Consider the following 23806-nt stretch of genomic DNA (forward strand, 5'->3'; position numbering starts at 1 on the left):
AAGGCAAGACCATGAAGTTTCTCGACCTGTGCAAAGTCTATATCCGATCCGGTGCCGGGGGCGGCGGCTGTGTGTCGTTCCGACGCGAGAAATACATCGAATATGGCGGTCCGGATGGCGGCGATGGCGGCACCGGCGGCTCGGTTTGGGCCGAGGCAGTGGATGGGCTGAACACGCTGATCGATTTTCGCTATCAGCAGCACTTCTTTGCCAAGAACGGGCAGCCCGGCATGGGCAAACAGCGCACCGGCAAGGATGGCGATGACATCATCCTGCGTGTGCCCGTCGGCACGGAGATCCTCGACGAGGATCAAGAAACGGTCATCGCGGACCTGACAGAGCTGGGCCAGCGCGTCCAGCTAGCGCGTGGTGGCAATGGCGGCTGGGGCAACCTGCACTTCAAATCCGCCACCAACCAAGCGCCGCGCCGCTCAAACCCGGGCCAAGAGGGCGTCGACCGTACGCTCTGGCTGCGGCTCAAGCTGATCGCCGATGTGGGGCTTTTGGGTCTGCCGAACGCGGGTAAGTCGACCTTCCTCGCCACGACATCGAACGCGCGGCCAAAGATTGCGGATTACCCTTTCACCACGCTGCACCCGAACCTTGGGGTGGTTGGTGTCGATAACACAGAATTCGTCGTAGCCGATATTCCCGGCCTTATCGAAGGCGCTTCCGAAGGGCGCGGGCTGGGCGATCTGTTCCTCGGCCATGTCGAGCGTTGCGCGGTGTTGCTACACCTGATCGACGGCACGTCCGAGACTGTGGCGGAAGATTACCATACCATCATCGGCGAGCTGGAAGCCTATGGTGGCGATCTGGCGGAAAAGCCGCGCGTCACGGTGTTGAATAAAGTTGATGCGCTGGATGAAGAAGAGCGGGCAAGTCGTTTGAGTGACTTGGAAAAAGCTTGCGGCGGCGAGGTGATGATGATGTCCAGTGTCGCCGGTGAAGGCGTGACCGAAGTGTTGCGGACCCTACGCCAAAACATCGATGACGACCGCCTGCGCTTCCGCACCACCGAGGAAGACACGCCTTGGCAACCCTAAGCACCGCCCGCCGTGTCGTTATCAAGATCGGCTCCGCCCTTTTGGTGGACCGCGACAGCGGTAATTTGCGCCGGGACTGGCTGACCGGATTGGCGCAAGATGTGTTGTGGCTCAAAGGGTTGGGCTGCGACGTTGTACTGGTTTCCTCGGGCTCAATTGCACTTGGACGGGGTGTCTTGGGCCTCCCGCCGACTGTCTTGGCGCTGGAGCAGGCACAGGCGGCGGCGGCTGTCGGGCAAATCCGCCTCGCGCGAGCTTACGAAGAGGTGCTCGCCCCCCATGGCATCACGACCGCGCAGGTCTTGGTCACGCTGGAAGACAGCGCCAACCGTCGCCGATACCTCAACAGCCGCGCCACGCTTGAGCAGTTGCTTTCGCTCGGCGTCGTGCCAATCGTGAATGAGAATGACACGGTCGCGACCGATGAAATCCGCTTTGGCGATAACGACCGTCTCGCGGCGCAGATCGCGGTGACAGTGGGGGCGGACCAGTTGATCTTGCTTTCCGATGTGGATGGGTTCTACAGCGCCAATCCTTCGCAGGATCCCACCGCGCAACGCTATGAGGTGATCGACAGCATCACGCCCGAGATTGAGGCGATGGCGGGCGATGCCGGGTCGGGTTTGTCCAAAGGTGGCATGAAGACCAAACTGATGGCCGCGCGCACGGCGACCACGGCAGGCTGCGCGATGGCGATCACCGATGGTTTCGTCTCGCGCCCGCTCACTGCGCTTGAAGGTGGGGCGAATGCCACGTGGTTCAGCGCGCAGAGCGATCCGCAGGCCGCGCGCAAACGTTGGATCGCCGCGATGAAACCGCGCGGGGCGGTCACTGTGGACGCCGGCGCGGTCGCGGCCCTGGCGCGGGGCACATCGCTGTTACCCGCGGGGTGACGGCTGTCGAAGGCCGTTTTGAGCGCGGTGACAGCATCGCCATGTACGACCCGGCGGGGCATGCCGTGGGCCATGGTCTCAGCCGCTATTCCGCCGAAGAGATCGGGCAGATCAAGGGCCACAAAAGCGCAGAGATCGAGGCCCTGCTGGGCTATCCCGGGCGGGCGGCCTTGATTCATCGGGACGACATGGCGCTCTAGGCGCGCGCAAGATTAAGACAGGGGCATAAGGCTATGAGTGACATCGAAAATATCTCTGAATTGATGGCCGATATTGGGGCCCGCGCCCGCGCCGCAGCAGCGCGTCTGGCAAGCGCCACGGCAGAGCGTAAACATGCCGCATTGATCAGCGCCGCCGACGCCGTTTGGAAGAACCGGGCCGAGATCATCGCCGCCAATGCGCAGGATCTCGACTTTGGTCGCGATAAGGGACTGTCGGATGCGATGATGGACCGGCTGATGCTGGACGAAGACCGCATTCGCAGCATGGTCGACGGGCTGCGCTCGGTCGCGGAACAGGCCGACCCAGTGGGAGAGATCATCGCCGAATGGGACCAGCCTTCGGGGCTAAACATCCAGCGTGTTCGGACCCCGCTTGGCGTGATCGGCGTGATCTATGAATCGCGTCCGAATGTAACGGCAGACGCGGGGGCGCTTTGCCTCAAGGCCGGTAACGCGGTGATCCTGCGCGGCGGGTCTGAAAGCTTTCATTCTTCCCGCGCCATCCACGCCTGCCTGCAACAGGGGTTGCGGGATGCGGGCATGCCCGAGGATGCGGTGCAACTGGTGCCCACACGCGACCGGGCGGCGGTGCGTGAAATGCTAACCATGACCGATACCATCGACGTGATCGTGCCGCGGGGCGGCAAGGGGCTTGTTGGGTTGGTACAGCGTGAGGCGCGCGTGCCGGTCTTTGCCCATCTTGAAGGGATCGTGCATATCTATATCGACGCCGAGGCCGACCCTGAGAAAGCGCTTAAAGTGGTGCTGAACGCCAAGACACGGCGCACGGGCATCTGTGGCGCGGCGGAGTGTTTGCTGATCCACGAGGGTATCGCCAAGACCATAGGCAAAGGTGTGATCCGGGCCTTGATCGATGCCGGTGTCGAAGTGCGCGCTGATGCGGCACTGCAGGATATCCCCGGCACGGTTCCGGCGAGCGAGACGGATTGGGGGCAAGAGTACCTCGACATGATCGTGGCGGCGCGCGTCGTGCCCGATGTCCAGGCCGCCATGGCCCATATTCGCCAGTACGGGTCGGGCCATACGGACTGCATCCTGACCGAGAACACTGAGACAGCGACGGAATTCTTCAGCGGGTTGGACTCGGCGATTCTGATGCACAACGCCTCCACTCAATTCGCGGATGGGGGAGAGTTTGGCATGGGTGCGGAGATCGGCATCGCGACGGGCAAACTGCACGCCCGCGGCCCCGTCGGTGCGGCGCAGTTGACGAGCTTTAAGTACCTCGTTCGGGGCGCGGGAACGGTGCGCGGCTGACCCTTAGAAAGACAGGGTGAGGACCGTGTCAGCGCTGTCTACTGTGATTTCTTTCCCCTGCGCTTGGGCCAAAATGGGCAAGAGCGCGAATTGGACCTGTGCAGGTTGTAGCGACTGGTCTGGATTCGGCTGAGACAATAGCGCCCAAAGTGCGGGGTCTATCGCGATCTTGTCGGCTTCGGCATGCAGACGCCATTGGCCAGCCTCTACGGTAATGGTGATCCGCCCGCCATGGTGCAAAGCCGTCTCCATACAAAGCAGCGACAGGAACGCCAATCGCACGCAGTTGCGCGATTGGGGGCTTGTGATCTGCCAGTCAATCTCAACCCGTGAGGCGGTATAGAGATCGCGCAGGATCGATGTCACTTCATTCTGGCCCATGGTCTGATCGCCAGCGGCCCCGAAAGCGATGCGGAAAAACCGGATACGGGCCGAGGCGCTTTCGACACTTTGGCCGATCAGGGCAAGCTCTGGCCCCGGTGCGGCCCCGGTGCCAGCCATTTCAAGCAGTTCAAGCCCGTTGTTGATGGCGCCGATTGGCGATATTAAGTCGTGGCAGATGCGGCTGCCGATCAGCGCGGGCAGGTCGATGTTAAATTGGTCCATGGTGGCCCCTTAGGATGATTGGAAACGGCATGGATGATCTGAACGCGCTGCTGACGCCGGGCATGCTGGTCATGCACCCGCAGCATCCCGAATGGGGCACGGGCCAAGTGCAAAGCAACATCGGCGGCAAGGTGACGGTCAACTTTCGTGACCAGGGTAAGGTGGTCATAGATAGCTTTCGTTTGGAATTAATGCCGGTCTTTGATGAGGGATGACCCTTTCCAAATCCTTAATGGTGGAAGAAATTTTCTTTGAAGCAACCAGAGGGAGAGTAACCGGTTTTCGCTTTCCTTGCAACTGTTGCGCCTTGCCAGCCGATTGCCTATCAGGCGAAGACTTTCATTTCGGGCATAGGATTGGCCGATGCCGCGGGGCGTTGCAGCAGATTTTCAAGTCAGACTGGCGCAGACGGACGCTGATGTGCAGGCCGCGCAGCGGCTCCGCTATGATGTCTTTGTGCAAGAGCTGGGCGGCGGCGGGCCGATGGTCGATCACACCGCCGGGCTGGAGCAAGACCGGTTCGACCCCTACTTTGATCATCTGCTTTTGACTGATCTGCGCAATGGCAAGCTTGCGGGCGTTTACCGGGTGATGCGCGGGGATATGGCCGCGCGGGCAGGCGGGTTCTATTCAGAGACGGAATACGATCTGACACCGCTGAAGAATTCGGGACGTAAACTATTGGAATTGGGGCGGTCTTGCCTTGATCCTGCCTATCGCGGTGGCACGGCGATGCACCACCTTTGGGCCGCGCTCGGGCGCTATGTGGCCGAGCATGAGATCGAGGTTCTGTTCGGCGTGGCAAGTTTTCACGGCACCGATACGGCCGCCTTGGCCGAACCGCTTTCGCTGTTGCATCATCGGCACTTGGCGCCCGCAGACCTGCGCGTGCGCGCCCGTGAAATCACACCGATGGACCTGATCCCTGAGGCCGAGCTTGACCGGCGCAAAGCCATGCTGGCCGTGCCGAGCCTGATCAAAGCCTATCTCCGGCTGGGCGGCACCGTGGGCGAGGGGGCCTATATCGACCGTGCCTTTAACACCACGGATGTCTGCCTGATCCTAGACACGAAACAAATGAGCGCGCGTCAGGCGCGGTTCTATGGCGGAGGCGCAGGATGACCACGACTTGGGACAGTGACCAGCCACCGCCCAAGCGGCACCTGACCCTTGGGGGATGTTGCGCGTGGCGCTGCGCGGTGTGCTCTTGGCGCTTTTGGTCTTTGGCGGGCTGGTGGTCTTGCTGCTGTTGCGGCTGATCGAGCGGCCAATTTTCGGCCTGCACCGGCCCATTACGCCCCATATCACGCAAATGGTATGCCGAGCCGCTTTCTGGGTGCTTGGCATGCGCTTTGTCAGGCGGGGCACCCCGATGGAGCGGCGCGGCGCGGTGGTGGCCAACCATACGTCGTGGCTGGATATTTTCGCGCTGAACGCGGCCAAACGGATCTATTTCGTCTCCAAATCCGAAGTCGCGGGCTGGCCCGGCATCGGCTGGTTGGCGCGGGCGACGGGGACGGTCTTTATCCGCCGCGACCGGGCCGAGGCGCGCAGCCAGACAGAGGTTTTTCGGACGCGGCTGTTGGCGGGGCATAAGCTGCTGTTCTTCCCCGAGGGCACCAGCACCGACGGGCTGCAAGTGCTTCCCTTCAAAACAACGCTTTTTGAGGCTTTTTTCGACCCGGCCTTGCGTGACGAGATCGCGGTTCAGCCGGTGAGTGTGATCTACCATGCGCCTCAGGGCGAAGACCCGCGGTTTTATGGATGGTGGGGGGATATGTCATTTGGGGCGCATCTGCTGACGACACTGGCCGCGCGAAAACAGGGTGCGGTCGAGGTGGTCTATCACCCGCCGCTTCCGGTAGCCGATTTCGCGGGGCGCAAGGCGCTGGCGCAACATTGCGAGGCGATCGTGCGGGCAGGGCATGCCGATCCCCGGTCGGGCCTGCAATAAGCCCCTTGCGCTGCGGCGCGCGCTGGCATATATGCGCACCACTTGAACCCGCAGTCGGGGTTGGGCCTTTTGGGGAGAAATCCCAAAACGTCCGCCGGTTGGCAGCATGAAGCTGTCATACCCCCGATGAGGCTAAACCGGAAAGGTATAAAGACATGGCTCTTCCTGAGTTCTCCATGCGCCAACTGCTTGAAGCAGGCGTACACTTTGGTCACCAGACACAGCGCTGGAACCCCCGCATGGGCCCGTACATCTACGGCGCACGCAACGGCATCCACATCATGGACCTCACGCAAACAGTTCCTATGCTGGACGATGCGCTGAAAGTGATCCGTGACACCGTCGCCAAAGGCGGCAGCGTTCTCTTCGTTGGCACCAAGCGTCAGGCTGCTCAGCCGATCGCCGAAGCCGCAGAGAAATGCGCACAGTATTACATGAACCACCGTTGGCTCGGCGGCACGCTGACCAACTGGCAGACCGTTTCGCAGTCGATCAACCGTCTGAAAAACATCGATGAACAGTCCGAGCGCGGCTTTGAAGGCCTGACCAAGAAAGAGCGTCTTGGTATGGAGCGTGACCAGTACAAACTGGAAGCATCGCTGGGCGGCATCCGCGAAATGGGCGGCCGTCCTGACCTGCTTTTCGTCATCGACGTGAAAAAAGAAGCACTGGCCATCGCCGAAGCCAACAAACTGGGCATCCCAGTTGTGGCCGTGGTTGACACCAACTGCTCGCCCGACGGCGTTGACTACATCATCCCCGGCAACGACGACGCGGCCCGCGCCATCTCGCTTTACTGCGATCTGGCATCGCGCGCTGCTCTCGACGGCATGTCCGCTCAGCTGGGTGCGGCAGGCGTTGATCTGGGCGCCATGGAAGAAGCCCCCGAAGAGGAAGCCGTAAGCGAAGAAAGCACCGGCGTCGAAATCGGCAACGCATCCGAAGAGACCGTGCATGACGATGCCATGGGCAAAGACGCGCCGCTGGACATCGAATCCAAGAAAGAGACCGTCGCAAAAGCCGAAGGCTAAGCGTCACGGACCTGAAACACGGGGCAGGGTAACCTGCCCCGATTTCCACCAGTAGCGGGCCTTGGGCCTGCACCCGATTTCCAAAGGAGAACCAAGAGATGGCAATCACAGCATCCATGGTCAAGGAACTGCGCGACAGCACCGGCGCAGGCATGATGGACGCCAAAAAGGCACTGACAGAAAGCAACGGCGACATGGAAGCCGCCGTTGACTGGCTGCGCACCAAAGGTCTTGCCAAAGCGGCGAAGAAATCCGGCCGTACCGCAGCCGAAGGTCTTGTGGCTGTCAAGGTTGAAGGCAGCCGCGGTGTCGCGGTTGAGGTGAACTCCGAAACCGACTTCGTTGGCAAGAACGCCGAGTTCCAGTCCATGGTCAGCAACATCGCCGATGCAGCGCTGAAAGTGGACGATGTCGAAGCGCTGAAAGCGGCTGAGATCAATGGCAAATCCGTTGAAACCACGCTGACCGACGCCATCGCCAAAATCGGCGAGAACATGTCCCTGCGCCGCATGCAGAGCATCGAAGGCGAGACCGTTGTCTCTTACGTGCACAACGCAGCCGCGCCCGGCATGGGCAAGATCGGTGTTCTGGTCGCCATGAACGGTGGCAACGAAGAACTGGGCAAGCAGATCGCGATGCACATCGCCGCTGTGAACCCTGCATCGCTGTCCGAAGCTGATCTGGACCCAGCCGTGGTCGAGAAAGAAAAGCAAGTTCAGATGGACATCGCCCGTGAAAGCGGCAAGCCCGAAGCCGTGATCGAGAAAATGATCACCGGCCGGATGCAGAAGTACATGTCTGAAGTGACGCTGGTGAACCAGTCCTTCGTTGTGAACCCTGATCTGACCGTCGGCAAAGCTGCCGAAGAAGCAGGCGCGACCATCACCGGTTTCGTGCGTCTGGAAGTTGGCGAAGGCATCGAGGTCATCAAAGAAGACTTCGCAGCAGAAGTGGCAAAAGCCGCGAAAGGCTAAGCCTTTTCGTCATGCTGAATATGGGGCGGCGCATTCCAATGCGCCGCCCTTTTTCGTTGGAGGGATACGCATGGAGGCGCTGCCAATGCGCAGCGCGGGGGCCGTGAACGAAGAGTATCTGGGGATGGGTAGGGATCCGGTCAGCCAGGTGAAAAATAAACCTGACTGAAACCGGCGGACCAAAAAGCGCCTTGGTATTACAAGGATTTAGAGCCCGTCGTACCGTTGATGCGAACACCCGCGATACTGGCGGACCATGGCCATCTACTACCTGAGGTGCCAGTAAGGTATTCCATACCCTAATATATTACGGATCCATCACAAACATCTGGTTCGCAAAAGCGGCCTTCAGCACCGCCTGAGCTGTCGTCTCAACCGACAGCGCGTCTCGGGCGAGGCGAAGGTGTTTTTCGACGGTGGGGGCTGTCAGACCCATCAACAGGGCGATGTCCTGCGTTGTTTTGCCATCTCCGACCCATTGCAGCACCTCCAACTGGCGCCGCGTGAGGCTACGGTTGGGGCTGCTATAGGGCAGGGACAGGATTTTTAGGTGTGCGATTTCATTCATCAACTGAATGTCGGCGCCATGCTCGTCCCAGATTGCATCGACCTCGTCTTGGGTCAGGCCACGCCGTGCCGTCAAGGCGATCGCGCCTTTGGACCGCGCCGAGATTGAGCGGAAACTGATCGTGTAGCCTGCGGTCACCTCCATCCGCGCGTTGAAATCAACCACCCGTTTCTCGGACTCCGACAGGTCATCGCCATGCGTGATCTCGGGCAGGGCGCCCCAGCTACAAGCGCCTTCGTTGTTCAGCGCCCATCTGAGCATAGGCGCGTTGAAGTACAGCCCGCTATGAAGATAGCCGTTAAGATACTCCGGGCTTTGATTGCTCAGAATAACAAAATCCGCCGGATCCCCCAGCGATGTCGGCGTTCGGTAGCGCGTAAACCCGTAGATCAGCCGGTCAAACCCATAGTCAGCCATCTGTCGTGTATGGGCATCCCAGAGTTCTTCGATTGTCGGGCTATGCGCGATTTGATGAAGATAATCGCGCAAATTCATTAGCTTACAATACAACGTTGAAGGGCTTGGATGGCCAAAACATAGCCGTGTACACCGAAACCGCAGATTTGTCCGATGGCCACAGGGGCGATGTAGGACCTATGGCGAAAGCTCTCACGGGCATGGATATTACTCAAATGCACTTCGACCACAGGGAGTTCGACCGAGGCAATGGCATCCATCAGCGCGATCGACGTATGCGTATAGGCGCCAGCATTGAGAATGATACCAGCATGTTGGCCACGGGCCTCATGGATCAAGTCGATCAACGCGCCTTCGTGATTGGACTGCGCAAACTGCATCTCCAATTCCAGCCGCGCAGTTTCCGCCGCGCAGAGAGCCTCAACATCCGCCAAGGTCGTCTTGCCATAGACCTCAGGCTGTCGCGTGCCCAACAGGTTCAGGTTCGGGCCGTTCAAAATAAGTACAGAGGCCATAATCACTCGCTTTAAAACATCTAGATAGTGTTAGCGGAGCGAAACTGGCGCTGTCCAGCGTCAGGTGGCATTGAGGTGCTACTGTGGCGAGAAGATCGCAACAACGGGGCCAATACTCGAATCTCAAGGGTCGTTGCGACGGTTTCCGCTATCTCAGTTTCATCAGTTCTTCCCTGAATGCTTCGGTTGGTGTTCGCCATCCCAGACACTTTCTGGGCGTGCCGTTCAAGCGGTCACAAATCGACTTCATGTCTCGATTTGAGAGCGCGGCCACAGGCGCATCTCTGGGTAGATAACGCCGCGCCCGTTTGTTTAGGTTCTCTACTGAACCCTTTTGCCACGGCGCCTGCGGATCGCAGAACCAGGCCTCTGTGCCGATCCCTGGCTTGAGTTTGCGCCAATTCCTAAACTCGATTCCACGATCAAACGTGATCGATTTGCGCGCCGTTTGGGGCAGGGGTTCCATCACAGTCATCAGCTTGTTCATCAAATGCGTAGTGCTGCGGTCGTTGTTGCGGAACAACACGGCAAAGCGTGTCTTGCGTTCGACCAACGAAGCCACATTTGTCTTGCCCTGCGCCCGCTCAAAGATCATCAGATCGCCTTCCCATTCGCCGAAAGTCTCACGCGTTCTGACATAGTCAGGTCGTTCGTGGATTGACCGATCAGGCGGGAAAACAAGGCCACGCGGTGTGCGACGGCTTCGTGGCTGGCGCTTCTTGCGCCGATGCGGAAGGTGACGTGCGAGTTCTTCAGACTTCCCATCTGGGCCGTAAACGTAGGCATAGATCGTCTCGTGGCTGACGCGCAAAGCTTGGCCGTCAAATTGCAACCGACCAGCGATCTGTTCTGGTGACCATCCTTCCTTGAGCTGCTTGATTACGGCATCTCGCAGTTCAACAAATCGTACCAACTTGCGCCGACGCGCGCGCCGATCCACGGCTGACCTCTGTGCAGTCATCCCGTAATATCCGTTCAACTTTGGTAGTTCAGCATCCTCGTATCGGTTCCGCTTGATCTCACGAAACACGGTTGAGCGATGCCTGCCAATCTCCGCAGCAATCTTGCTCACCGACATCTTTGCGTTCAACATGTCTTCGATGGTGCGTCTCTCACGCAATCCTAACTCTGTGTGGGCCATCTACCGTTCTCCTTGCTTTCCAGCAAGATAGGGGATTTGTCGCAACCCAGTTTAGAATGTGCCCTACCGTAATATGTAAAACTCATAATCAGTATTATGTAAATAAATGGCGTCCTAAGGGTGAACCGAATGCCTTAGCCCAAGGCGTAGCCCGCGCCCCGCACAGTGCGGATCGGATCACCACCGCCTTCACGGGTTAACGCCTTGCGCAGTCGTGCAATGTGAACGTCCACAGTGCGCGTGTCGACATAGATATCGCGGCCCCAAACGTGGTCGAGCAACTGGTCGCGGCTGAAGACACGGCCGGGTTTCTCAAGCAGCGTCGTCAGCAGCCGGTACTCTGTCGGCCCCAGTTTCAGTTCATTGCCCGCACGGCTTACGCGATGGCGTTCTGGATCAAGCTGGATGTCATCAAAGCTGAGTAGCGCGCCTGCGGCTGCAGGTCGTGTGCGCCGCAACTGCGTACGGACCCGCGCCATGAGTTCGCGCAGATTATACGGCTTGATCACATAGTCATCCGCGCCGGTCTCAAGGCCCCGCACGGTGTCCACTTCCTCGGATCGCGCCGAGAGCATGATGACCGGGATATGCCGGGTGCTCTCTCGCGACTTCAGCTGGCGGCAGACTTCGATGCCGCTCATTAAGGGCATCATCCAATCGAGGATTACCAGATCAGGTGCGGCCTCTGACACCAGCAACATGGCTTCTTCACCATCCTCGGCGCGCCGCACCTCAAAGCCTTCGGCTTCGAGGTTATAGGCCAAGACCTCACGTTGCGCGGGTTCGTCTTCTACCAGCAAAACCTGTGGCCGGGTCACGTCCATGGTTTCAGTCCTTCGTGGTGATCGAGGTGCGGTCGGCCTTGGGCCTGTCGTCCTCAGGCGTCTCACCGGTCACCAGATAGACGACTTGTTCGGCGATGGCGGTCACATGGTCGCCCATACGCTCGACGTTTTTGGCAATGAAATGCAGGTGCATGCAGGCGGTGATGCTGCGCGGGTCTTCCATCATGAAGGTCAGGAATTCACGGAACAGCGCATTATACATCTGGTCGACATCTTCGTCGCGGGTGATCACGTCACGCGCAAGATCGGCGTCGCGCTGGATATAGGCATCAAGCGCGTCTTTCAGCATCGCCTCAACTGCGCCGGCCATGCGGCGGATCGCACCGGTGCTGTCGCTGACGGGCTCCATCTGGTTCAGCACGCTGCTGCGCTTGGCCATGTTTTTCGCATAGTCGCCAATACGTTCGAGGTTGGCGCTAATCTTGATGACACTCAATGTCAGCCGCAGGTCAATCGCCGTGGGCGCGCGCAAAGCGATGACGCGGGCGGCGCTTTCGTTGATCTGCTCTTCCAGCCCGTCGATGGCCTTGTCCCCTGCCCGCACCTCATTGGCGAGCTCTTCGTCGCGGGTTTCAAGTGACTGTGCGCCACGGCGGATGGCGTCTTCGACCAAGCCGCCCATTTTGAGGATCTGGGCCTGAACCGCTTCCAGATCGCGGTCGAATGCTGATGCAATGTGTTGATCTGACATGATATTATCCAATACGGCCGGTGATATAGCTTTCGGTGCGCGGGTCTTGGGGGCGCGTGAAGATGTCGTCGGTGTCGCCAAATTCCACAAGGTTGCCGAGGTGGAAGAAGGCGGTTTTCTGGCTCACTCGCGCGGCCTGTTGCATGGAGTGTGTGACGATCACGACGGAGTAGTTCTGACGCAATTCGTCAATCAATTCCTCGACTTGCGCGGTGGCGATCGGGTCGAGTGCGGAGCATGGTTCATCCATCAAAAGTACTTCTGGCTCCGTGGCCACGGCGCGGGCAATGCAGAGGCGTTGCTGTTGCCCACCCGACAGGCCGGTGCCCGGCGCGTGCAGACGGTCTTTCACCTCGTTCCAGATTGCCCCACGGCGCAGCGCTTGCTCGACGATATCGTCCAGATCTGCCTTGTTGCGCGCCAGCCCGTGGATGCGCGGGCCATAGGCGACATTGTCATAGATCGACTTGGGGAACGGGTTCGGCTTTTGGAACACCATGCCCACCTTGGCGCGCAGCTGCACCGGATCGACGCGCTTGTCATAGATATCTTCGCCGTCGATACGGATGTCACCGGTCACGCGGGCCGCATCAATTGTGTCGTTCATCCTGTTGATACAGCGCAGAAAAGTCGACTTGCCGCAGCCCGAGGGCCCGATAAAGGCGGTCACGGTTTTGTCGTTGATGTCGATGTCCACGTCGCGAATGGCGTGGCTGTCACCGTAGTAGACCTGCACATTGCGGGCCGCGATCTTGACGGGTTGGGTTGTCACGTCACTCTCCGAATATCTGTTGTCTTTCATGGGTCCCGTCCTTTGTTTACCAGCGTCGCTCAAAGCGGCGGCGCAGCAGCACGGCAATGGCATTCATAGAGATCAGGAACACCAGCAAGATGATGATACCGCCCCAAGCGCGTTCATAGAAGGCCGGGTCGGCGCGTTTGGCCCATTCGTAAATCTGGGCCGGCATGGCGGAGTTCGGGGACATCAGCCCTTCGGCGATGCTTTCCGGTGGGTTGGAGGCGATGAAGCCGACCATGCCGATCAGCAGCAAAGGTGCCGTTTCGCCAAGGGCTTGCGCCAGCCCGATGATGGTGCCGGTCAGAATACCTGGCGCGGCCAAGGGCAGCACATGGTGAAAGACCGATTGCATCTTCGAGGCCCCTACCCCAAGCGCCGCATCACGGATCGACGGCGGCACGGATTTCAGCGAAGCGCGGGTCGAGATGATGATCGTCGGCAGGGTCATCAGTGTCAGCACCAGACCACCGACCAAGGGGGCGGAGTTCGGCAGGTGCATATAGTTGATAAATACCGCAAGGCCGAGGATGCCAAAGACGATCGACGGCACCGCAGCGAGGTTGCTGATGTTCACCTCAATGATGTCGGTGATCCAGTTCTTGGGGGCGAATTCTTCGAGGTAAATCGAGGCCGCAACACCGATGGGCAGCGCCAGCACCAGCACCACCAGCATCATGGCAAAGGAACCGATCATCGACACCCCCATGCCCGCCGCTTCGGGCCGCGCGTCAGAGGCGTCGGCGCCCGTGATGAAGTCGAGGTTAAAGCGCTTTTCGAGGCTGCCGTCAGCAATCAAAACATCTACAAAATCAAGCTGTTCGGCGCTGATGTTCTTGTCATTGGCGATGCTTTCGCGAGTCACACGGCCCTTGAGGTAGCCATCGACGCGGCTGTTGGTCAGGAACTCGAACTCGGCGGCGGTCCCGATCAACTCTGGGTTCGCCAGAACATGATCGCGAAGCTGTGCAGCGGCGTCTTTCGACAGGATGTCAGCCATGTCTTTCGACTTGAGATCAGTCTCGATCCCCGCCGCTTCGACCTTGTTTTCAAAGGCCGCTTTCAGCAAAGGCGAATAGCCGAAGGTCGAGACCTTTTTAATGTCTTCCAGATCACGGTTGCCGTTCTTGTCGAGCTTGTCCTCCAGAAGTGGCACGGAAAGCGTCACATAGGTCTGCTGGAACGCGCCGGTACCGCGGGAGATGATGGTGAAAAGCAGCGTCAGCAGCATCAGTAGGCCGATGACGATGGCAATGATCCCATAGAGCTTGAAACGGCCCTCGGCGGCGTTGCGGCGTTTGGTCCGCCCGTCTTGCACCAGCAGGGACGCACCGCGCGGGTCTGCAAAAGGGGCTGCGGGGTTGGGGATATCGCTCATTCGTACTGCTCCCGGTATTTACGCACGATGTAGAGGGCCAGCACGTTCAGGCCCAAGGTCAGGACGAAGAGGGTCAGGCCAAGGGCAAAGGCCACCAGCGTTTCTGGGCTGGCGAAATCGCTGTCCCCGGTCAACTGGCTAACGATGCGGGTGGTGATGGTGGTCATGGCTTCCAGCGGATTGGCCGAGATGCGGGCGATGGCCCCTGCCCCCAGCACGACGATCATCGTCTCACCGATGGCACGGCTGGCGGCCAGCAAAACGGCCCCGACGATGCCCGGCAAAGCGGCGGGGATCACGACCTGACGGATTGTCTCGGACTGCGTGGCACCCAAGCCGAAGGAGCCGTCGCGTAGCGACTGGGGCACCGCGTTGATGATGTCGTCCGACAGGGAGGAGACGAAAGGGATCAGCATGATGCCCATGACCAAACCAGCGGTCAGGACCGAGGTCGCGCCAGACATCCAGTCAACGCCCAGCAGCCCCGCATCCCCCGGCCAAAGACCTGCACAAGGAACGGCCCAACTGTCAGCAGCGCGAAGAGACCGTAAACGATGGTGGGGATACCAGCGAGGATCTCCAGCAGCGGCTTGGCTGTGGCGCGCAATTTGGGACCGGCATATTCACTTAGGTAAATCGCGGCGAAGAGCCCGATGGGCACAGCCACCAGCAGCGCAATGAAAGAGATATAGAGCGTCCCCCAAAGCAGCGGCAGGATCGACAGGTCACTGTCCCCGCGGAAATTCGGCGCCCACGACGAGCCGAAGAAGAAATCGGTCCACGGATGCAGATTAAAGAAGTTGATCGTCTCGAACAGCATCGACAGCACAATGCCCACGGTGGTGAGGATCGCGAGGGAGGCCGCAAGGATCAGCAGCGCTTTGATGCCACCCTCGACCCGGTTACGGGCGCGGAATTCGGCATCGGTTTCGCGCAGCACCAGAAAAAGCGCGATCAAGGCGATGAGAGCGACGACAATGTTACGCCAGAAATTGCCCGTGGCCGTCATCTCGCGGTAGGCCTGCGCGGCGGCGAGGACTTCGGGGCTGATCTCGGCCCCGATGGCGACGCCGCGTTCGGCCAGCCATGCGCGCAGATCGTCCGCGGCAGATAGGTCCGTTGCGTCGCCCGCGCTGAGAGCGCCGGCAGAAACCGCCGCATCCAGCCCATCGGCCAACCGGCGTACATCGCTCATGATCAGGTTAACGGAAGACCCTTCGGGCACAGCCTCGGCAGGGATCATGTCGACCACCGAAGATTGCACCAGCATCGGCTGCACCAGCAGCCAGAGGCCCAGAACCAAAAGCGCGGGCACCGCCACGCTCATCACCGCGTTATAGCCGTAATAGCTTGGCAGCGAATGCAGATTGCGGCTGTCGCCTTGGGCAGAGGCCAAAGCCCGCCGCCGCGCAAGAAAGTAGCCGCCCAGTGCCAAAGCCGCGATCAGGATGACCAGCGGCAGCACCGCGCCTGTTGTCAGTATTTGTCCCACATGTCCCCCGGTGGATCAAAAGCGAAAAACCGGGGGCAGTTGCCCGCCCCCGGCGTCGTTTAGGTTTGGTTTAGGAACCGCTGCCCATGACGGTCTCGTCGGCAACCACGGACTGGGTGTCGGCCAGCTCGGGGTCGGACACCAGACCGTATTCGGCCAGCGGGCCGTCGGGGCCAGCAACTTCGTCCGCGACGAAGAACTCAGCGTATTCTTTCAGACCGGGGATCACGCCGATGTGGGCTTTCTTGACGTAGAAGAACAGCGGGCGCGACACGGGGTAGTCACCCGAGGCGATGCTCTCGGTGGTTGGCTCAACGCCGCCCATGGTGGCAACCTGCAGCTTGTCGGTGTTGTTCTCATAGAAGGCCAGACCAAAGACGCCGATGCCGTCTTGGTTGCTTTCGATGCGTGCCAGCGTTTCGGTGTAGTCGCCGTCGATGTCGACGGATTTACCATCGGTGCGCAGGCTGATGCACTCTTTCTCGGCGGCTTTCTTGTCGCCGTCCGCCGCTTCGAGGAAGGCCTCAAAATCGCCGGTTTCTTCGCAACCCGCGAGGATCACCTTGTCTTCGAACACTTCGCGCGTGCCGTGCTTGGTGCCGGGAACGAAGGCTTGGATCGGCTGGGCGGGGAAATCGGGGTTGACCTGATCCCAAGTTGTGTAGGGGTTTTCAGTCACTTCGCCGTCTACGACAACCTTGGCGCTCAGGGCTTTGTACCAATCGACCGGCGTGAACTCAAAAGTTTCGCCGTTGATGTCGGAGGCAAAGACGATGCCATCATAGCCAACGCGCACTTCGATGATGTCGGTCACGCCGTTTTCGGCACAGGCCGCCACTTCGGCTTCTTTGATCTGGCGCGAGGCGTTGGCCACGTCGATGGTGTTCTCGCCCACGCCTTCGCAGAAACGCTTGAGGCCAGCCGAAGAGCCGCCCGATTCCACGACCGGTGTCGGGAAGTCAAAGTTTTCGCCGAAGGCTTCGGCGACGATGGAGGCATAGGGCAGCACGGTCGAGGAACCGGCAACCTGTACTTGGTCACGCGCGGCAGCGGCAGTTGCGGATACGGCGGCAATCGCCAGGGCGGAAGTGGTGAGTTTTGCGAGTGACATGATATCTCCTGTCAGATGCGAATTGGTGACCACCCCATGGTGATCTGCGCCCCGTCTATGAAGGCGGTGCTGTGCTTTTGTGACAGCAACGTTACAGTTTCATGACAGTCGGCCTGAATCACCAAATTTCTGCAAAATTTAGTCAGATTCCGTTTTCATCGGCAAAATCACGCGGAATTCGGCCCCTTGGCCGGGGGTGCTGGTCACCTTAAGCCGCCCGCGGTGGCGATTCATGATGTGTTTGACGATGGCCAGACCCAACCCTGTCCCCCCAAGCGCGCGGCTGCGGTGACTGTCGACGCGGTAAAACCGTTCGGTCAGGCGCGGCAGGTGAATTGCATCAATGCCGGGGCCGTGGTCGCGCACGCTGACATAGATCGCCGGGCCGCGCATCGCCGGGTCATGGGCCGTGCTTTTAACCGAGATCTCGACCCTGTTGTCGCGCCCGCCGTATTTAATCGCGTTCTCGATAAGATTGGTAAAGACCTGCACCAATTGGTCCGCATCCCCCAGCACAAGCGCCGGGGCATCGCCCAATGTCGGCGCCAATGTCACGTTGCTATCCACCGCCAGCGGGGCGAGGTTGCGCAGGGTGCCGCGCAGCACATCGCGCAGGTCAATCGGCACTTCCGGGCGCACGCGCTCTTCGGCCTCGACCCGGCTGAGCGACAAAAGCTCGCCCACCAGTCGGTTCATCCGCTCGGCTTCCTGCGCCATGATCCCCAGAAAACGCTCGCGCGCCGCCGTGTCATCACGCGCCGGGCCTTGCAGCGTTTCGATAAATCCGATGAGCGCGGTCAGCGGGGTGCGCAACTCGTGGCTGACATTGGCCACGAAATCGCGGCGCATTTGCCCGGCCTGCGCCATCTCCGTCACATCGTTGAAGCTGAGCAGGACAATCCCATGCGCCCCCACCGGGCGCAGGCTGACGTCATAGGTGGTGCCGTGTTCGCCGCCAATGCTGGTGAAACGCGCTTGGCAGGGGCCCGCCCCGAAAGACACCGCTCCACCGCTTCGACCAGCCCCGGCTGGCGCAGCGCGGTGACAAAGTGGCGGCCCAGTAGCCCCTTGCCCAGCAAATCTTCGGCGGGGGCGTTCAGAACGGTGATCCGCTCTTCGGCGTTGATGGCCACGCTTGGCAGCGGCAGCGCCGCCACCACATCGGCAAGGGTCACGGCGGTGTTGCCCATGTCAGAGCGGTTCAAGATCGCGACGGAAGCGCGCGGCGTTTTCGGCATAGTGTTTGGCGCTGGCGGTCAACTGTTGGATCGCCTGTGCATCGAGTTCGCGCACCACTTTGCCCGGCACACCCATAACGAGCGACCCATCGGGGATCACCTTGTTTTCGGTAATCAACGCCCCTGCCCCGATCAGGCAGTTCTTGCCAATCTTGGCCCCATTCAGCACCGTGGCCCCCATGCCGATCAAGCTGTTGTCGCCGATGGTGCAGCCGTGCAGCATGACTTTGTGGCCGATGGTGCAATCCTCGCCCACGGTCAGCGGATAGCCCATATCGGTGTGAAAGACGCAGTTCTCTTGCACGTTGCTGCCGCGGCCCACGGTGATCATCTCATTGTCGCCGCGCAGGGTGCTGCCGAACCAGACAGAGGCGTCAGGCCCGAGTGTGACTTTGCCGATCACATTGGCATCCGGCGCGACCCAAGCATCGGGAGAGACATCGGGGCGGGCATCAGCAAGGGCGTAAAGGGTCATTTCAACTCCTCAAATTCAGATTGCAGACGGCGGACATGGTCCTTGATCGCGGGCTGTTGGCTCAGCCGCAGCCGCGCGGCGGTGATGATGGATTTCAGCCGTGCCTCGGTCTGATCAAGGTCGTCATTCACCAGCACGAAGTCATAGCCATCCCAGTGGCTGATCTCGTCCCAGCTTTTGCCCATGCGTTTGGCAATGGTCTCGGCATCGTCCTGCCCACGGCTTTCCAAACGGCGTTTCAATTCGGTGATCGAGGGCGGCAGCAGGAAGATCGACAGCGTGTGGGTGTTTAGATCCGAGTTGCGGATCTGCTGTGCGCCCTGCCAGTCGATGTCAAAGAGGATATCTTGCCCCTGATCGATCGCCGCCTGCACGGGCGCCTTGGGCGAGCCATAGAAATTGCCGAAGACATGGGCATGTTCCAGCATCTCGCCCTCGGCCACGGCCTGACGGAAGTGCTCCTCGCCGACGAAGCGGTAATCGGTGCCGTCCTCCTCGCCCGGACGGGGGCGCGGGTGGTGGCGGAAACCGAGAAGTTGATCGTCGGATCCCATGCGCGCAGGGCGCGGGCCATGGTCGATTTGCCCGCCCCAGAGGGGGAACTGAGAATGATCAGAAGGCCGCGTCGGCTTGGGTTGGTCACGTCTTACTCCACATTTTGCACTTGTTCGCGCATTTGGTCGATCACCGCCTTCAGGGCCAGACCGACAGTCGTTAATTCCGTGCTCTGCGCCTTGGAGCAGAGCGTGTTGGCTTCGCGGTTGAACTCCTGCATCAGGAAATCCAGCTTGCGCCCCACCGGCCCGCCCTGCCCGATCAGCGCGCGGGCGGCGGCGACATGGGCGGCGAGGCGGTCAATCTCTTCGGTGACATCGGCTTTGACCGCGATCAAGGCCAGTTCCTGCGCCACCCGGTCGGCATCCGCGCCTTCGCTGTTGTCGAGCACCCTTGCGAGGTTGCGGTGCAGGTTGGCGGCGCTGTCTTCGCGGCGCGCCTCGGCCAAAGCGGCGGCTTCGGCGGCAAGGTTTTCGACCTCGGTCAATTGCGCTTGCATGACCGTGGCCAGCGCCGCGCCTTCCTGCTCACGCATGGCGTTGAAGTCGCGCAGCAAGGCGGGCATTTCCGACAGCAAAGCGTCGCGCAGCGCGTCGATGTCCTGTGCCTGCTCGGCCTGTTCCAGCACGCCGCGCATGGTGAGAATGTCGCTTGCCCGCGAAGGCGCGAGCGACACACCGGCATCCATCGCGCGGGCCTCAATCTCATGCAGGGCGGTCAGCAGCGTGTCGACATGCGCCGCGTTGACCTGCAAGCTGCCGTCGCTCTCAGCCGAGGATATGCGCAGGTTGCAGGTGATATTGCCCCGCGCCACCTGAGCCGTCACCTGCTTGCGCAGGGCGACCTCCAGCCCGTCGACCCAATCGGGCACACGCAGCCGCAGGTCGAGCCCTTTGCCATTGACCGCGCGCAGTTCCCAAGACCAGCTCCAGCCTTCCAAAGTGCCGGAGGCAGAGGCGAAACCTGTCATGGACCTGATCATCGGTGCGTTCCTTGCAAGGGCGGTCATGTCCTGCCTTACGGCGAAACCCCCGCGAGGGGCAAGCCCCCGGCCCCGATGGACCGGCTGATCCCAAGGCAATGTCGTTAACCACTTCGCCGAAAGCGGGACGAATTCTCTCTCGGGGTGCGGTATTAATGATTTGGTAATGTTTTCGGCCACATTGTGCCGCTGTCGTTTCAAAAACGGCAGCTGTATTGGCCAAGTCCTTATGGGTGAGTTAATGGGCAATACAGGCCACACCGCGCAGAATGTTGTCGCCATGTCAGATCATCGGACGCATGTTGGCTATGGCCCGCTGGCGCAGGTCGAAGCCTATTGGGAAGCCTTGCGTGGCAACAGATTGATGCCGCGGCGGTCCGATATCGACCCGCGCGGAATAGAGGCCGCGCTGGAATACGCCTTTATCCTTGAACGTGTCGCGGTGGGTGTTGGGCGGTTGCGTATCGCGGGCGGCCATCTGCGCGATCTCATGGGGATGGAGGTGCGCGGCATGCCAATCACCGCCTTTTTCGGCACGCAATCGCGTCCCCGCGTCAGCGAGGCGCTGGAAGAGGTTTTTCAACTGCCCGGTCAAACCACCCTGCATCTCAGCGCGGCTGCCTCCTATGGGCGACCGGCTTTGACGGGGCGCATGCTGCTTTTGCCGCTTAAAAGCGATCTGGGCGATGTCAGCCGGGTGCTGGGCTGTCTGGTCGTACGAGGCGAGGTCGGCCAAACCCCGCGGCGTTTCGATCTGGCGCAGGCGACGCGGCGCAGCGGCATTGGCGGTGCGACCAGAGCGTTGCGCTATGCCGCTCCGTTGCAACAATCAACTTTGCCAAGGGAAACCGGATTTGCAGCGGGAAAAGCCAGCTTCACCAGTGCCACGACCGGAGAACTGCCGCCCTACCTGCGTCTGGTGAAGTCAGAGCAGGAATAGCGCGCAAACCTGCCCTTCGAACGTAAAAAAACGCCGCCCTGCATCATGCGGGGCGGCGTCAATCTCATCGTGGGTCGGCCAAGGCCGCGTCTGTTACCCAGCTGCCCGCGCTGTCTGTGCCGTGCGGCGGTTCGACAGTTCTTCGGCAACCAAGAACGCCAATTCCAGCGATTGGCTGGCGTTAAGGCGCGGGTCGCAGGCGGTGTGGTAGCGGTCCGACAGGTCTTCGTCGCTGACCGCCCGCACACCGCCGGTGCATTCGGTCACGTCTTGGCCGGTCATCTCGAAATGCACACCACCGGGGACAGAGCCTTCGGCGTTATGCACGGCAAAGAACTCATGCACTTCGCGCAGCACGGAATCAAACGGCCGGGTCTTGTAACCGGTCGAGGATTTGATCGTGTTGCCGTGCATCGCGTCACAGGTCCAGACGACATTCGCGCCCTCTTCCTGCACGGTTTTGATCAGACGCGGCAGGTGATCGCCCACCTGCCCCGCACCAAAGCGCGAGATCAGCGTCAGACGGCCTTCTTCGTTGTCGGGGTTCAGCTTGGCCATCAATTGCTTGAGGTCATCGCTGGTCATCGAGGGGCCGCATTTCAGGCCGATAGGGTTTTGCACACCGCTGGCGAATTCCACATGCGCGCCGTCGGGCTGCCGCGTGCGGTCACCGATCCAGATCATATGGCCCGAACCTGCCAGCCACTTGCCGGTCTGGCTGTCGCGACGGCATAGTGCCTCTTCATACTCCAGCAACAGCGCCTCGTGGCTGGTGTAGAATTCCACCGATTGCAAGGTATGCGCGGTTTCGGCGGTCACGCCAGCGGCGGCCATGAAATCCAGGGTGTCAGAGATGCGGTTGGCAATCTCGCGGTATTTCTCGGCCTTTTCGTCATCGGTGAAGCCCAGCGTCCAGCCGTGGACTTGATGCACATCCGCATAGCCCCCGGTCGAGAAGGCGCGCAACAGGTTCAGCGTGGCGGCGGCCTGTGTGTAGGCGCGCAGCATCTTTTGCGGGTCCGGAATGCGGGCCGCTTCGCTAAAGGCCAGATCGTTGATGATATCACCGCGGTAGCTGGGCAGTTCCACACCATCGACCACTTCGGTCGGAGCCGAGCGCGGTTTGGCGAATTGACCGGCCATACGGCCCAGTTTGATCACCGGCACTTTGGCACCGTGGGTCAGCACGATGGCCATCTGCAACATCACTTTGAATGTGTCGCGAATGGCGTCCGAGCTGAACTGCTCAAAGCTCTCCGCGCAATCGCCGCCCTGCAAAAGGAAGGCTTCGCCACGGCCAGCGGCGGCCAGATGTTTTTTCAGTCGGCGTGCTTCGCCCGCAAAAACGAGGACCGGATAGCGTGCCAGCTGTGCCTCAACCGCTTGCAATGCGGCTTGGTCAGGGTAATCAGGCATCTGGACGCGCGGTTTGCTGCGCCAGCTCGAGGTGCTCCAGTCTGTCATCTTTCTACTCCGCTCCACAGCGCCGAGTGTCGGCGCTTCGTGATCTTTCTCTATACAAAGGCGCGGGTAAAGTGACCAGAACCGAAATGCGCCCTATTGACGTTACGACAGGCCCGTGGGCAATGTTTTCGGCAAGTTCTGGCGGCTATGGCACATGTCGGCAGAGACGACCTGAGTAGAAAGACGCCGAGATGTCCCAACCGCGCCCGGCCACCCGCATGCCCCCCAGACCGACAAGCCGCGGCGCTTCGTCTTTGTGCTGTTGGAGAATTTCACCCTGCTGAGCTTTGCCTCGGCGGTGGAATGCCTGCGTATCACCAACCGCATGCTCGAACGCGAGGTCTACCAATGGCAGGCCGTGGGCGAAAACGGTGAGACCTGCACAAGCTCAGCCGGCGCGGTCTTTGCGCTTGATGGCGGGTTAGAGGAATTGGGCCGCGACGACACGATTGTGATCTGCGGCGGCCTCGACGTGCAGGCGGCAACCACCAAGAAACTGTTGGCTTGGTTGCGCCGCGAGGCCCGCAAAGGGTTGGTAGTGGGCGGCCTGTGCACTGCGGCACATACGTTGGCCAAGGCCGGGCTGCTCGATGGCAAACGCGCGACGATCCATTGGGAGAATCAAGACAGCTTTGGCGAGGAATTCGAAGAGGTTATCCTGACGAAATCGGTTTTCGTGGTGGACGGCAACCGGTTGACCACGGCGGGCGGCACCTCGTCTCTGGATTTGATGCTGAAACTCATCGCCGATGATCACGGCGAAGAAACAGCCAATGCCGTGGCGGACCAGCTGATCTATTCGTCGATCCGCACGGACCAAGACACGCAGCGCCTGTCGGTGCCCACCCGAATCGGTGTGCGGCATCCCAAGCTCAGCCAAGTCATTCAGCAGATGGAGCGTAATATCGAAGAGCCGATCAGCCCCTCGATTCTTGCGCGGGATGTTGGCATGTCGACCCGCCAGCTGGAGCGGCTGTTCCGGCGTTACCTGAACCGCAGCCCCAAACGGTACTATATGGAACTGCGGCTGCAAAAGGCGCGTAACCTGTTGATGCAGACGGATATGAGCGTGATTAACGTGGCGCTGGCCTGCGGCTTTGCTTCGCCCTCGCATTTCTCCAAATGCTACCGGGCGCACTATCAAACCACGCCCTATCGCGAGCGCGGCAGCCAATCCACCCGGCAGCCCGCCTGA

General features: G+C 60.4%; 21 protein-coding genes and 4 pseudogenes. 10 read left to right on the forward strand and 15 right to left on the reverse strand.

Translation table 11 applies throughout. The features are described 5' to 3' along the window. The first annotated feature begins 11 nt into the window (after nucleotides 1-11). The 3 genes and pseudogenes from obgE (at nucleotide 12) to ACFQAU_RS15700 (ending at nucleotide 3438) form a co-directional block, all read left to right on the forward strand. On the forward strand, nucleotides 12-1046 hold the full coding sequence (obgE, locus tag ACFQAU_RS15690) for a GTPase ObgE (protein ID WP_067936061.1): 1035 nt from the start codon (nucleotides 12-14) through the stop codon (nucleotides 1044-1046). Then, a pseudogene (gene proB, locus ACFQAU_RS15695) lies at nucleotides 1034-2139 on the forward strand (glutamate 5-kinase). Before obgE ends, proB begins: the two are co-directional and overlap by 13 nt. Before the next feature lie 33 nt (nucleotides 2140-2172). After that, nucleotides 2173-3438, forward strand: a complete 1266-nt coding sequence (locus ACFQAU_RS15700) for a glutamate-5-semialdehyde dehydrogenase (protein ID WP_132443388.1) — start codon at nucleotides 2173-2175, stop codon at nucleotides 3436-3438. A 3-nt stretch (nucleotides 3439-3441) separates the two neighbouring features. On the opposite strand, the gene ACFQAU_RS15705 is transcribed toward ACFQAU_RS15700, so the two are convergent. After that, on the reverse strand, nucleotides 3442-4044 hold the full coding sequence (locus ACFQAU_RS15705; RefSeq protein WP_132443389.1) for a histidine phosphotransferase family protein: 603 nt from the start codon (nucleotides 4042-4044) through the stop codon (nucleotides 3442-3444). Between the two features lie 29 nt (nucleotides 4045-4073). On the opposite strand from ACFQAU_RS15705, the gene ACFQAU_RS15710 reads away from it, so the two are divergent. The 5 genes from ACFQAU_RS15710 (at nucleotide 4074) to tsf (ending at nucleotide 8003) form a co-directional block, all read left to right on the forward strand. Continuing rightward, nucleotides 4074-4259 (forward strand): DUF3553 domain-containing protein, encoded by a 186-nt coding sequence (locus tag ACFQAU_RS15710; protein WP_067262087.1) that lies wholly within the window; start codon nucleotides 4074-4076, stop codon nucleotides 4257-4259. A gap of 148 nt (nucleotides 4260-4407) precedes the next feature. Next, on the forward strand, nucleotides 4408-5166 hold the full coding sequence (gene olsB / locus ACFQAU_RS15715) for an L-ornithine N(alpha)-acyltransferase (protein WP_132443390.1): 759 nt from the start codon (nucleotides 4408-4410) through the stop codon (nucleotides 5164-5166). Nucleotides 5167-5221: 55 nt separating this feature from the next. Beyond that, entirely contained in the window at nucleotides 5222-5998 is a 777-nt protein-coding gene (gene olsA / locus ACFQAU_RS15720) for a lyso-ornithine lipid O-acyltransferase (RefSeq protein ID WP_386283342.1), read from the forward strand. Nucleotides 5999-6153: 155 nt separating this feature from the next. Beyond that, the gene (gene rpsB, locus ACFQAU_RS15725) at nucleotides 6154-7029 is read left to right on the forward strand and encodes a 30S ribosomal protein S2 (RefSeq protein ID WP_067629648.1); all 876 of its coding nucleotides are present in this window, start codon (nucleotides 6154-6156) and stop codon (nucleotides 7027-7029) included. Nucleotides 7030-7127: 98 nt separating this feature from the next. After that, a complete protein-coding gene (gene tsf, locus ACFQAU_RS15730) occupies nucleotides 7128-8003 on the forward strand; it encodes a translation elongation factor Ts (RefSeq protein WP_120351087.1) in 876 nt (291 codons plus the stop codon). A 307-nt stretch (nucleotides 8004-8310) separates the two neighbouring features. On the opposite strand, the gene ACFQAU_RS15735 is transcribed toward tsf, so the two are convergent. From ACFQAU_RS15735 to ACFQAU_RS15795, 13 genes and pseudogenes are all read right to left on the reverse strand, one after another. Beyond that, a complete protein-coding gene (locus tag ACFQAU_RS15735) occupies nucleotides 8311-9066 on the reverse strand; it encodes a LuxR family transcriptional regulator (RefSeq protein ID WP_132443392.1) in 756 nt (251 codons plus the stop codon). After that, nucleotides 9066-9503, reverse strand: a complete 438-nt coding sequence (aroQ, locus tag ACFQAU_RS15740) for a type II 3-dehydroquinate dehydratase (protein WP_120351085.1) — start codon at nucleotides 9501-9503, stop codon at nucleotides 9066-9068. Before aroQ ends, ACFQAU_RS15735 begins: the two co-directional genes overlap by 1 nt. Nucleotides 9504-9651: 148 nt before the next feature. Then, nucleotides 9652-10644 (reverse strand): IS30 family transposase, encoded by a 993-nt coding sequence (locus ACFQAU_RS15745; protein ID WP_132443393.1) that lies wholly within the window; start codon nucleotides 10642-10644, stop codon nucleotides 9652-9654. A gap of 134 nt (nucleotides 10645-10778) precedes the next feature. Continuing rightward, complete coding sequence (gene phoB, locus ACFQAU_RS15750; protein ID WP_067936042.1) at nucleotides 10779-11468, reverse strand: phosphate regulon transcriptional regulator PhoB; 690 nt, start codon at nucleotides 11466-11468, stop codon at nucleotides 10779-10781. 4 nt (nucleotides 11469-11472) lie between these two features. Next, entirely contained in the window at nucleotides 11473-12180 is a 708-nt protein-coding gene (gene phoU, locus ACFQAU_RS15755; protein WP_067628605.1) for a phosphate signaling complex protein PhoU, read from the reverse strand. 4 nt (nucleotides 12181-12184) lie between these two features. Then, nucleotides 12185-12982 (reverse strand): phosphate ABC transporter ATP-binding protein PstB, encoded by a 798-nt coding sequence (gene pstB, locus ACFQAU_RS15760; RefSeq protein ID WP_120351083.1) that lies wholly within the window; start codon nucleotides 12980-12982, stop codon nucleotides 12185-12187. A gap of 16 nt (nucleotides 12983-12998) precedes the next feature. Beyond that, complete coding sequence (pstA, locus tag ACFQAU_RS15765) at nucleotides 12999-14354, reverse strand: phosphate ABC transporter permease PstA (protein WP_067628609.1); 1356 nt, start codon at nucleotides 14352-14354, stop codon at nucleotides 12999-13001. Further along, a pseudogene (gene pstC / locus ACFQAU_RS15770) lies at nucleotides 14351-15819 on the reverse strand (phosphate ABC transporter permease subunit PstC). Before pstC ends, pstA begins: the two are co-directional and overlap by 4 nt. Nucleotides 15820-15916: 97 nt before the next feature. Beyond that, nucleotides 15917-16957 (reverse strand): substrate-binding domain-containing protein, encoded by a 1041-nt coding sequence (locus ACFQAU_RS15775; protein ID WP_120351081.1) that lies wholly within the window; start codon nucleotides 16955-16957, stop codon nucleotides 15917-15919. A gap of 138 nt (nucleotides 16958-17095) precedes the next feature. Next, nucleotides 17096-18147: pseudogene (locus ACFQAU_RS15780) on the reverse strand (sensor histidine kinase). 1 nt (nucleotide 18148) lies between these two features. After that, a complete protein-coding gene (locus tag ACFQAU_RS15785) occupies nucleotides 18149-18670 on the reverse strand; it encodes a gamma carbonic anhydrase family protein (RefSeq protein WP_120351080.1) in 522 nt (173 codons plus the stop codon). Continuing rightward, nucleotides 18667-19244 (reverse strand): annotated as a pseudogene (gene gmk / locus ACFQAU_RS15790) (guanylate kinase). The gene ACFQAU_RS15785 and the pseudogene gmk overlap by 4 nt, the downstream one beginning before the upstream one ends. Before the next feature lie 72 nt (nucleotides 19245-19316). After that, nucleotides 19317-20207 carry a YicC/YloC family endoribonuclease gene (locus ACFQAU_RS15795; RefSeq protein WP_132443394.1) on the reverse strand — a complete coding sequence of 297 codons (891 nt, stop codon included), beginning with the start codon at nucleotides 20205-20207 and terminating at the stop codon, nucleotides 19317-19319. Between the two features lie 241 nt (nucleotides 20208-20448). Between ACFQAU_RS15795 and ACFQAU_RS15800 the strand changes: the two genes are divergently transcribed. Then, nucleotides 20449-21147, forward strand: a complete 699-nt coding sequence (locus tag ACFQAU_RS15800; protein ID WP_132443395.1) for a PAS domain-containing protein — start codon at nucleotides 20449-20451, stop codon at nucleotides 21145-21147. A 93-nt stretch (nucleotides 21148-21240) separates the two neighbouring features. Here ACFQAU_RS15800 and ACFQAU_RS15805 read toward each other — a convergent pair whose 3' ends face one another. After that, a complete protein-coding gene (locus ACFQAU_RS15805; protein WP_120351076.1) occupies nucleotides 21241-22611 on the reverse strand; it encodes a class II 3-deoxy-7-phosphoheptulonate synthase in 1371 nt (456 codons plus the stop codon). A gap of 256 nt (nucleotides 22612-22867) precedes the next feature. Between ACFQAU_RS15805 and ACFQAU_RS15810 the strand changes: the two genes are divergently transcribed. After that, nucleotides 22868-23806: a GlxA family transcriptional regulator gene (locus ACFQAU_RS15810; RefSeq protein WP_386283362.1), complete on the forward strand. Its 939-nt coding sequence runs from the start codon at nucleotides 22868-22870 to the stop codon at nucleotides 23804-23806.

It is taken from the genome of Sulfitobacter profundi (assembly GCF_042661425.1).
GTDB classification, from domain to species: domain Bacteria; phylum Pseudomonadota; class Alphaproteobacteria; order Rhodobacterales; family Rhodobacteraceae; genus Sulfitobacter; species Sulfitobacter profundi.

Excerpts from the sequence above, each read along its gene's own strand:
- pstA (WP_067628609.1), bottom strand. The coding sequence starts at position 14,354 with ATGAGCGATATCCCCAACCCCGCAGCCCCTTTTGCAGACCCGCGCGGT.
- ACFQAU_RS15710 (WP_067262087.1), top strand. The coding sequence starts at position 4,074 with ATGGATGATCTGAACGCGCTGCTGACGCCGGGCATGCTGGTCATGCAC.
- olsB (WP_132443390.1), top strand. The coding sequence starts at position 4,408 with ATGCCGCGGGGCGTTGCAGCAGATTTTCAAGTCAGACTGGCGCAGACG.
- phoU (WP_067628605.1), bottom strand. The coding sequence starts at position 12,180 with ATGTCAGATCAACACATTGCATCAGCATTCGACCGCGATCTGGAAGCG.
- ACFQAU_RS15735 (WP_132443392.1), bottom strand. The coding sequence starts at position 9,066 with ATGAATTTGCGCGATTATCTTCATCAAATCGCGCATAGCCCGACAATC.
- ACFQAU_RS15805 (WP_120351076.1), bottom strand. The coding sequence starts at position 22,611 with ATGACAGACTGGAGCACCTCGAGCTGGCGCAGCAAACCGCGCGTCCAG.
- ACFQAU_RS15800 (WP_132443395.1), top strand. The coding sequence starts at position 20,449 with ATGGGCAATACAGGCCACACCGCGCAGAATGTTGTCGCCATGTCAGAT.
- pstB (WP_120351083.1), bottom strand. The coding sequence starts at position 12,982 with ATGAAAGACAACAGATATTCGGAGAGTGACGTGACAACCCAACCCGTC.
- rpsB (WP_067629648.1), top strand. The coding sequence starts at position 6,154 with ATGGCTCTTCCTGAGTTCTCCATGCGCCAACTGCTTGAAGCAGGCGTA.
- ACFQAU_RS15705 (WP_132443389.1), bottom strand. The coding sequence starts at position 4,044 with ATGGACCAATTTAACATCGACCTGCCCGCGCTGATCGGCAGCCGCATC.
- ACFQAU_RS15745 (WP_132443393.1), bottom strand. The coding sequence starts at position 10,644 with ATGGCCCACACAGAGTTAGGATTGCGTGAGAGACGCACCATCGAAGAC.
- tsf (WP_120351087.1), top strand. The coding sequence starts at position 7,128 with ATGGCAATCACAGCATCCATGGTCAAGGAACTGCGCGACAGCACCGGC.
- ACFQAU_RS15775 (WP_120351081.1), bottom strand. The coding sequence starts at position 16,957 with ATGTCACTCGCAAAACTCACCACTTCCGCCCTGGCGATTGCCGCCGTA.
- phoB (WP_067936042.1), bottom strand. The coding sequence starts at position 11,468 with ATGGACGTGACCCGGCCACAGGTTTTGCTGGTAGAAGACGAACCCGCG.
- ACFQAU_RS15795 (WP_132443394.1), bottom strand. The coding sequence starts at position 20,207 with ATGATCAGGTCCATGACAGGTTTCGCCTCTGCCTCCGGCACTTTGGAA.
- olsA (WP_386283342.1), top strand. The coding sequence starts at position 5,222 with ATGTTGCGCGTGGCGCTGCGCGGTGTGCTCTTGGCGCTTTTGGTCTTT.
- ACFQAU_RS15785 (WP_120351080.1), bottom strand. The coding sequence starts at position 18,670 with ATGACCCTTTACGCCCTTGCTGATGCCCGCCCCGATGTCTCTCCCGAT.
- ACFQAU_RS15700 (WP_132443388.1), top strand. The coding sequence starts at position 2,173 with ATGAGTGACATCGAAAATATCTCTGAATTGATGGCCGATATTGGGGCC.
- aroQ (WP_120351085.1), bottom strand. The coding sequence starts at position 9,503 with ATGGCCTCTGTACTTATTTTGAACGGCCCGAACCTGAACCTGTTGGGC.
- obgE (WP_067936061.1), top strand. The coding sequence starts at position 12 with ATGAAGTTTCTCGACCTGTGCAAAGTCTATATCCGATCCGGTGCCGGG.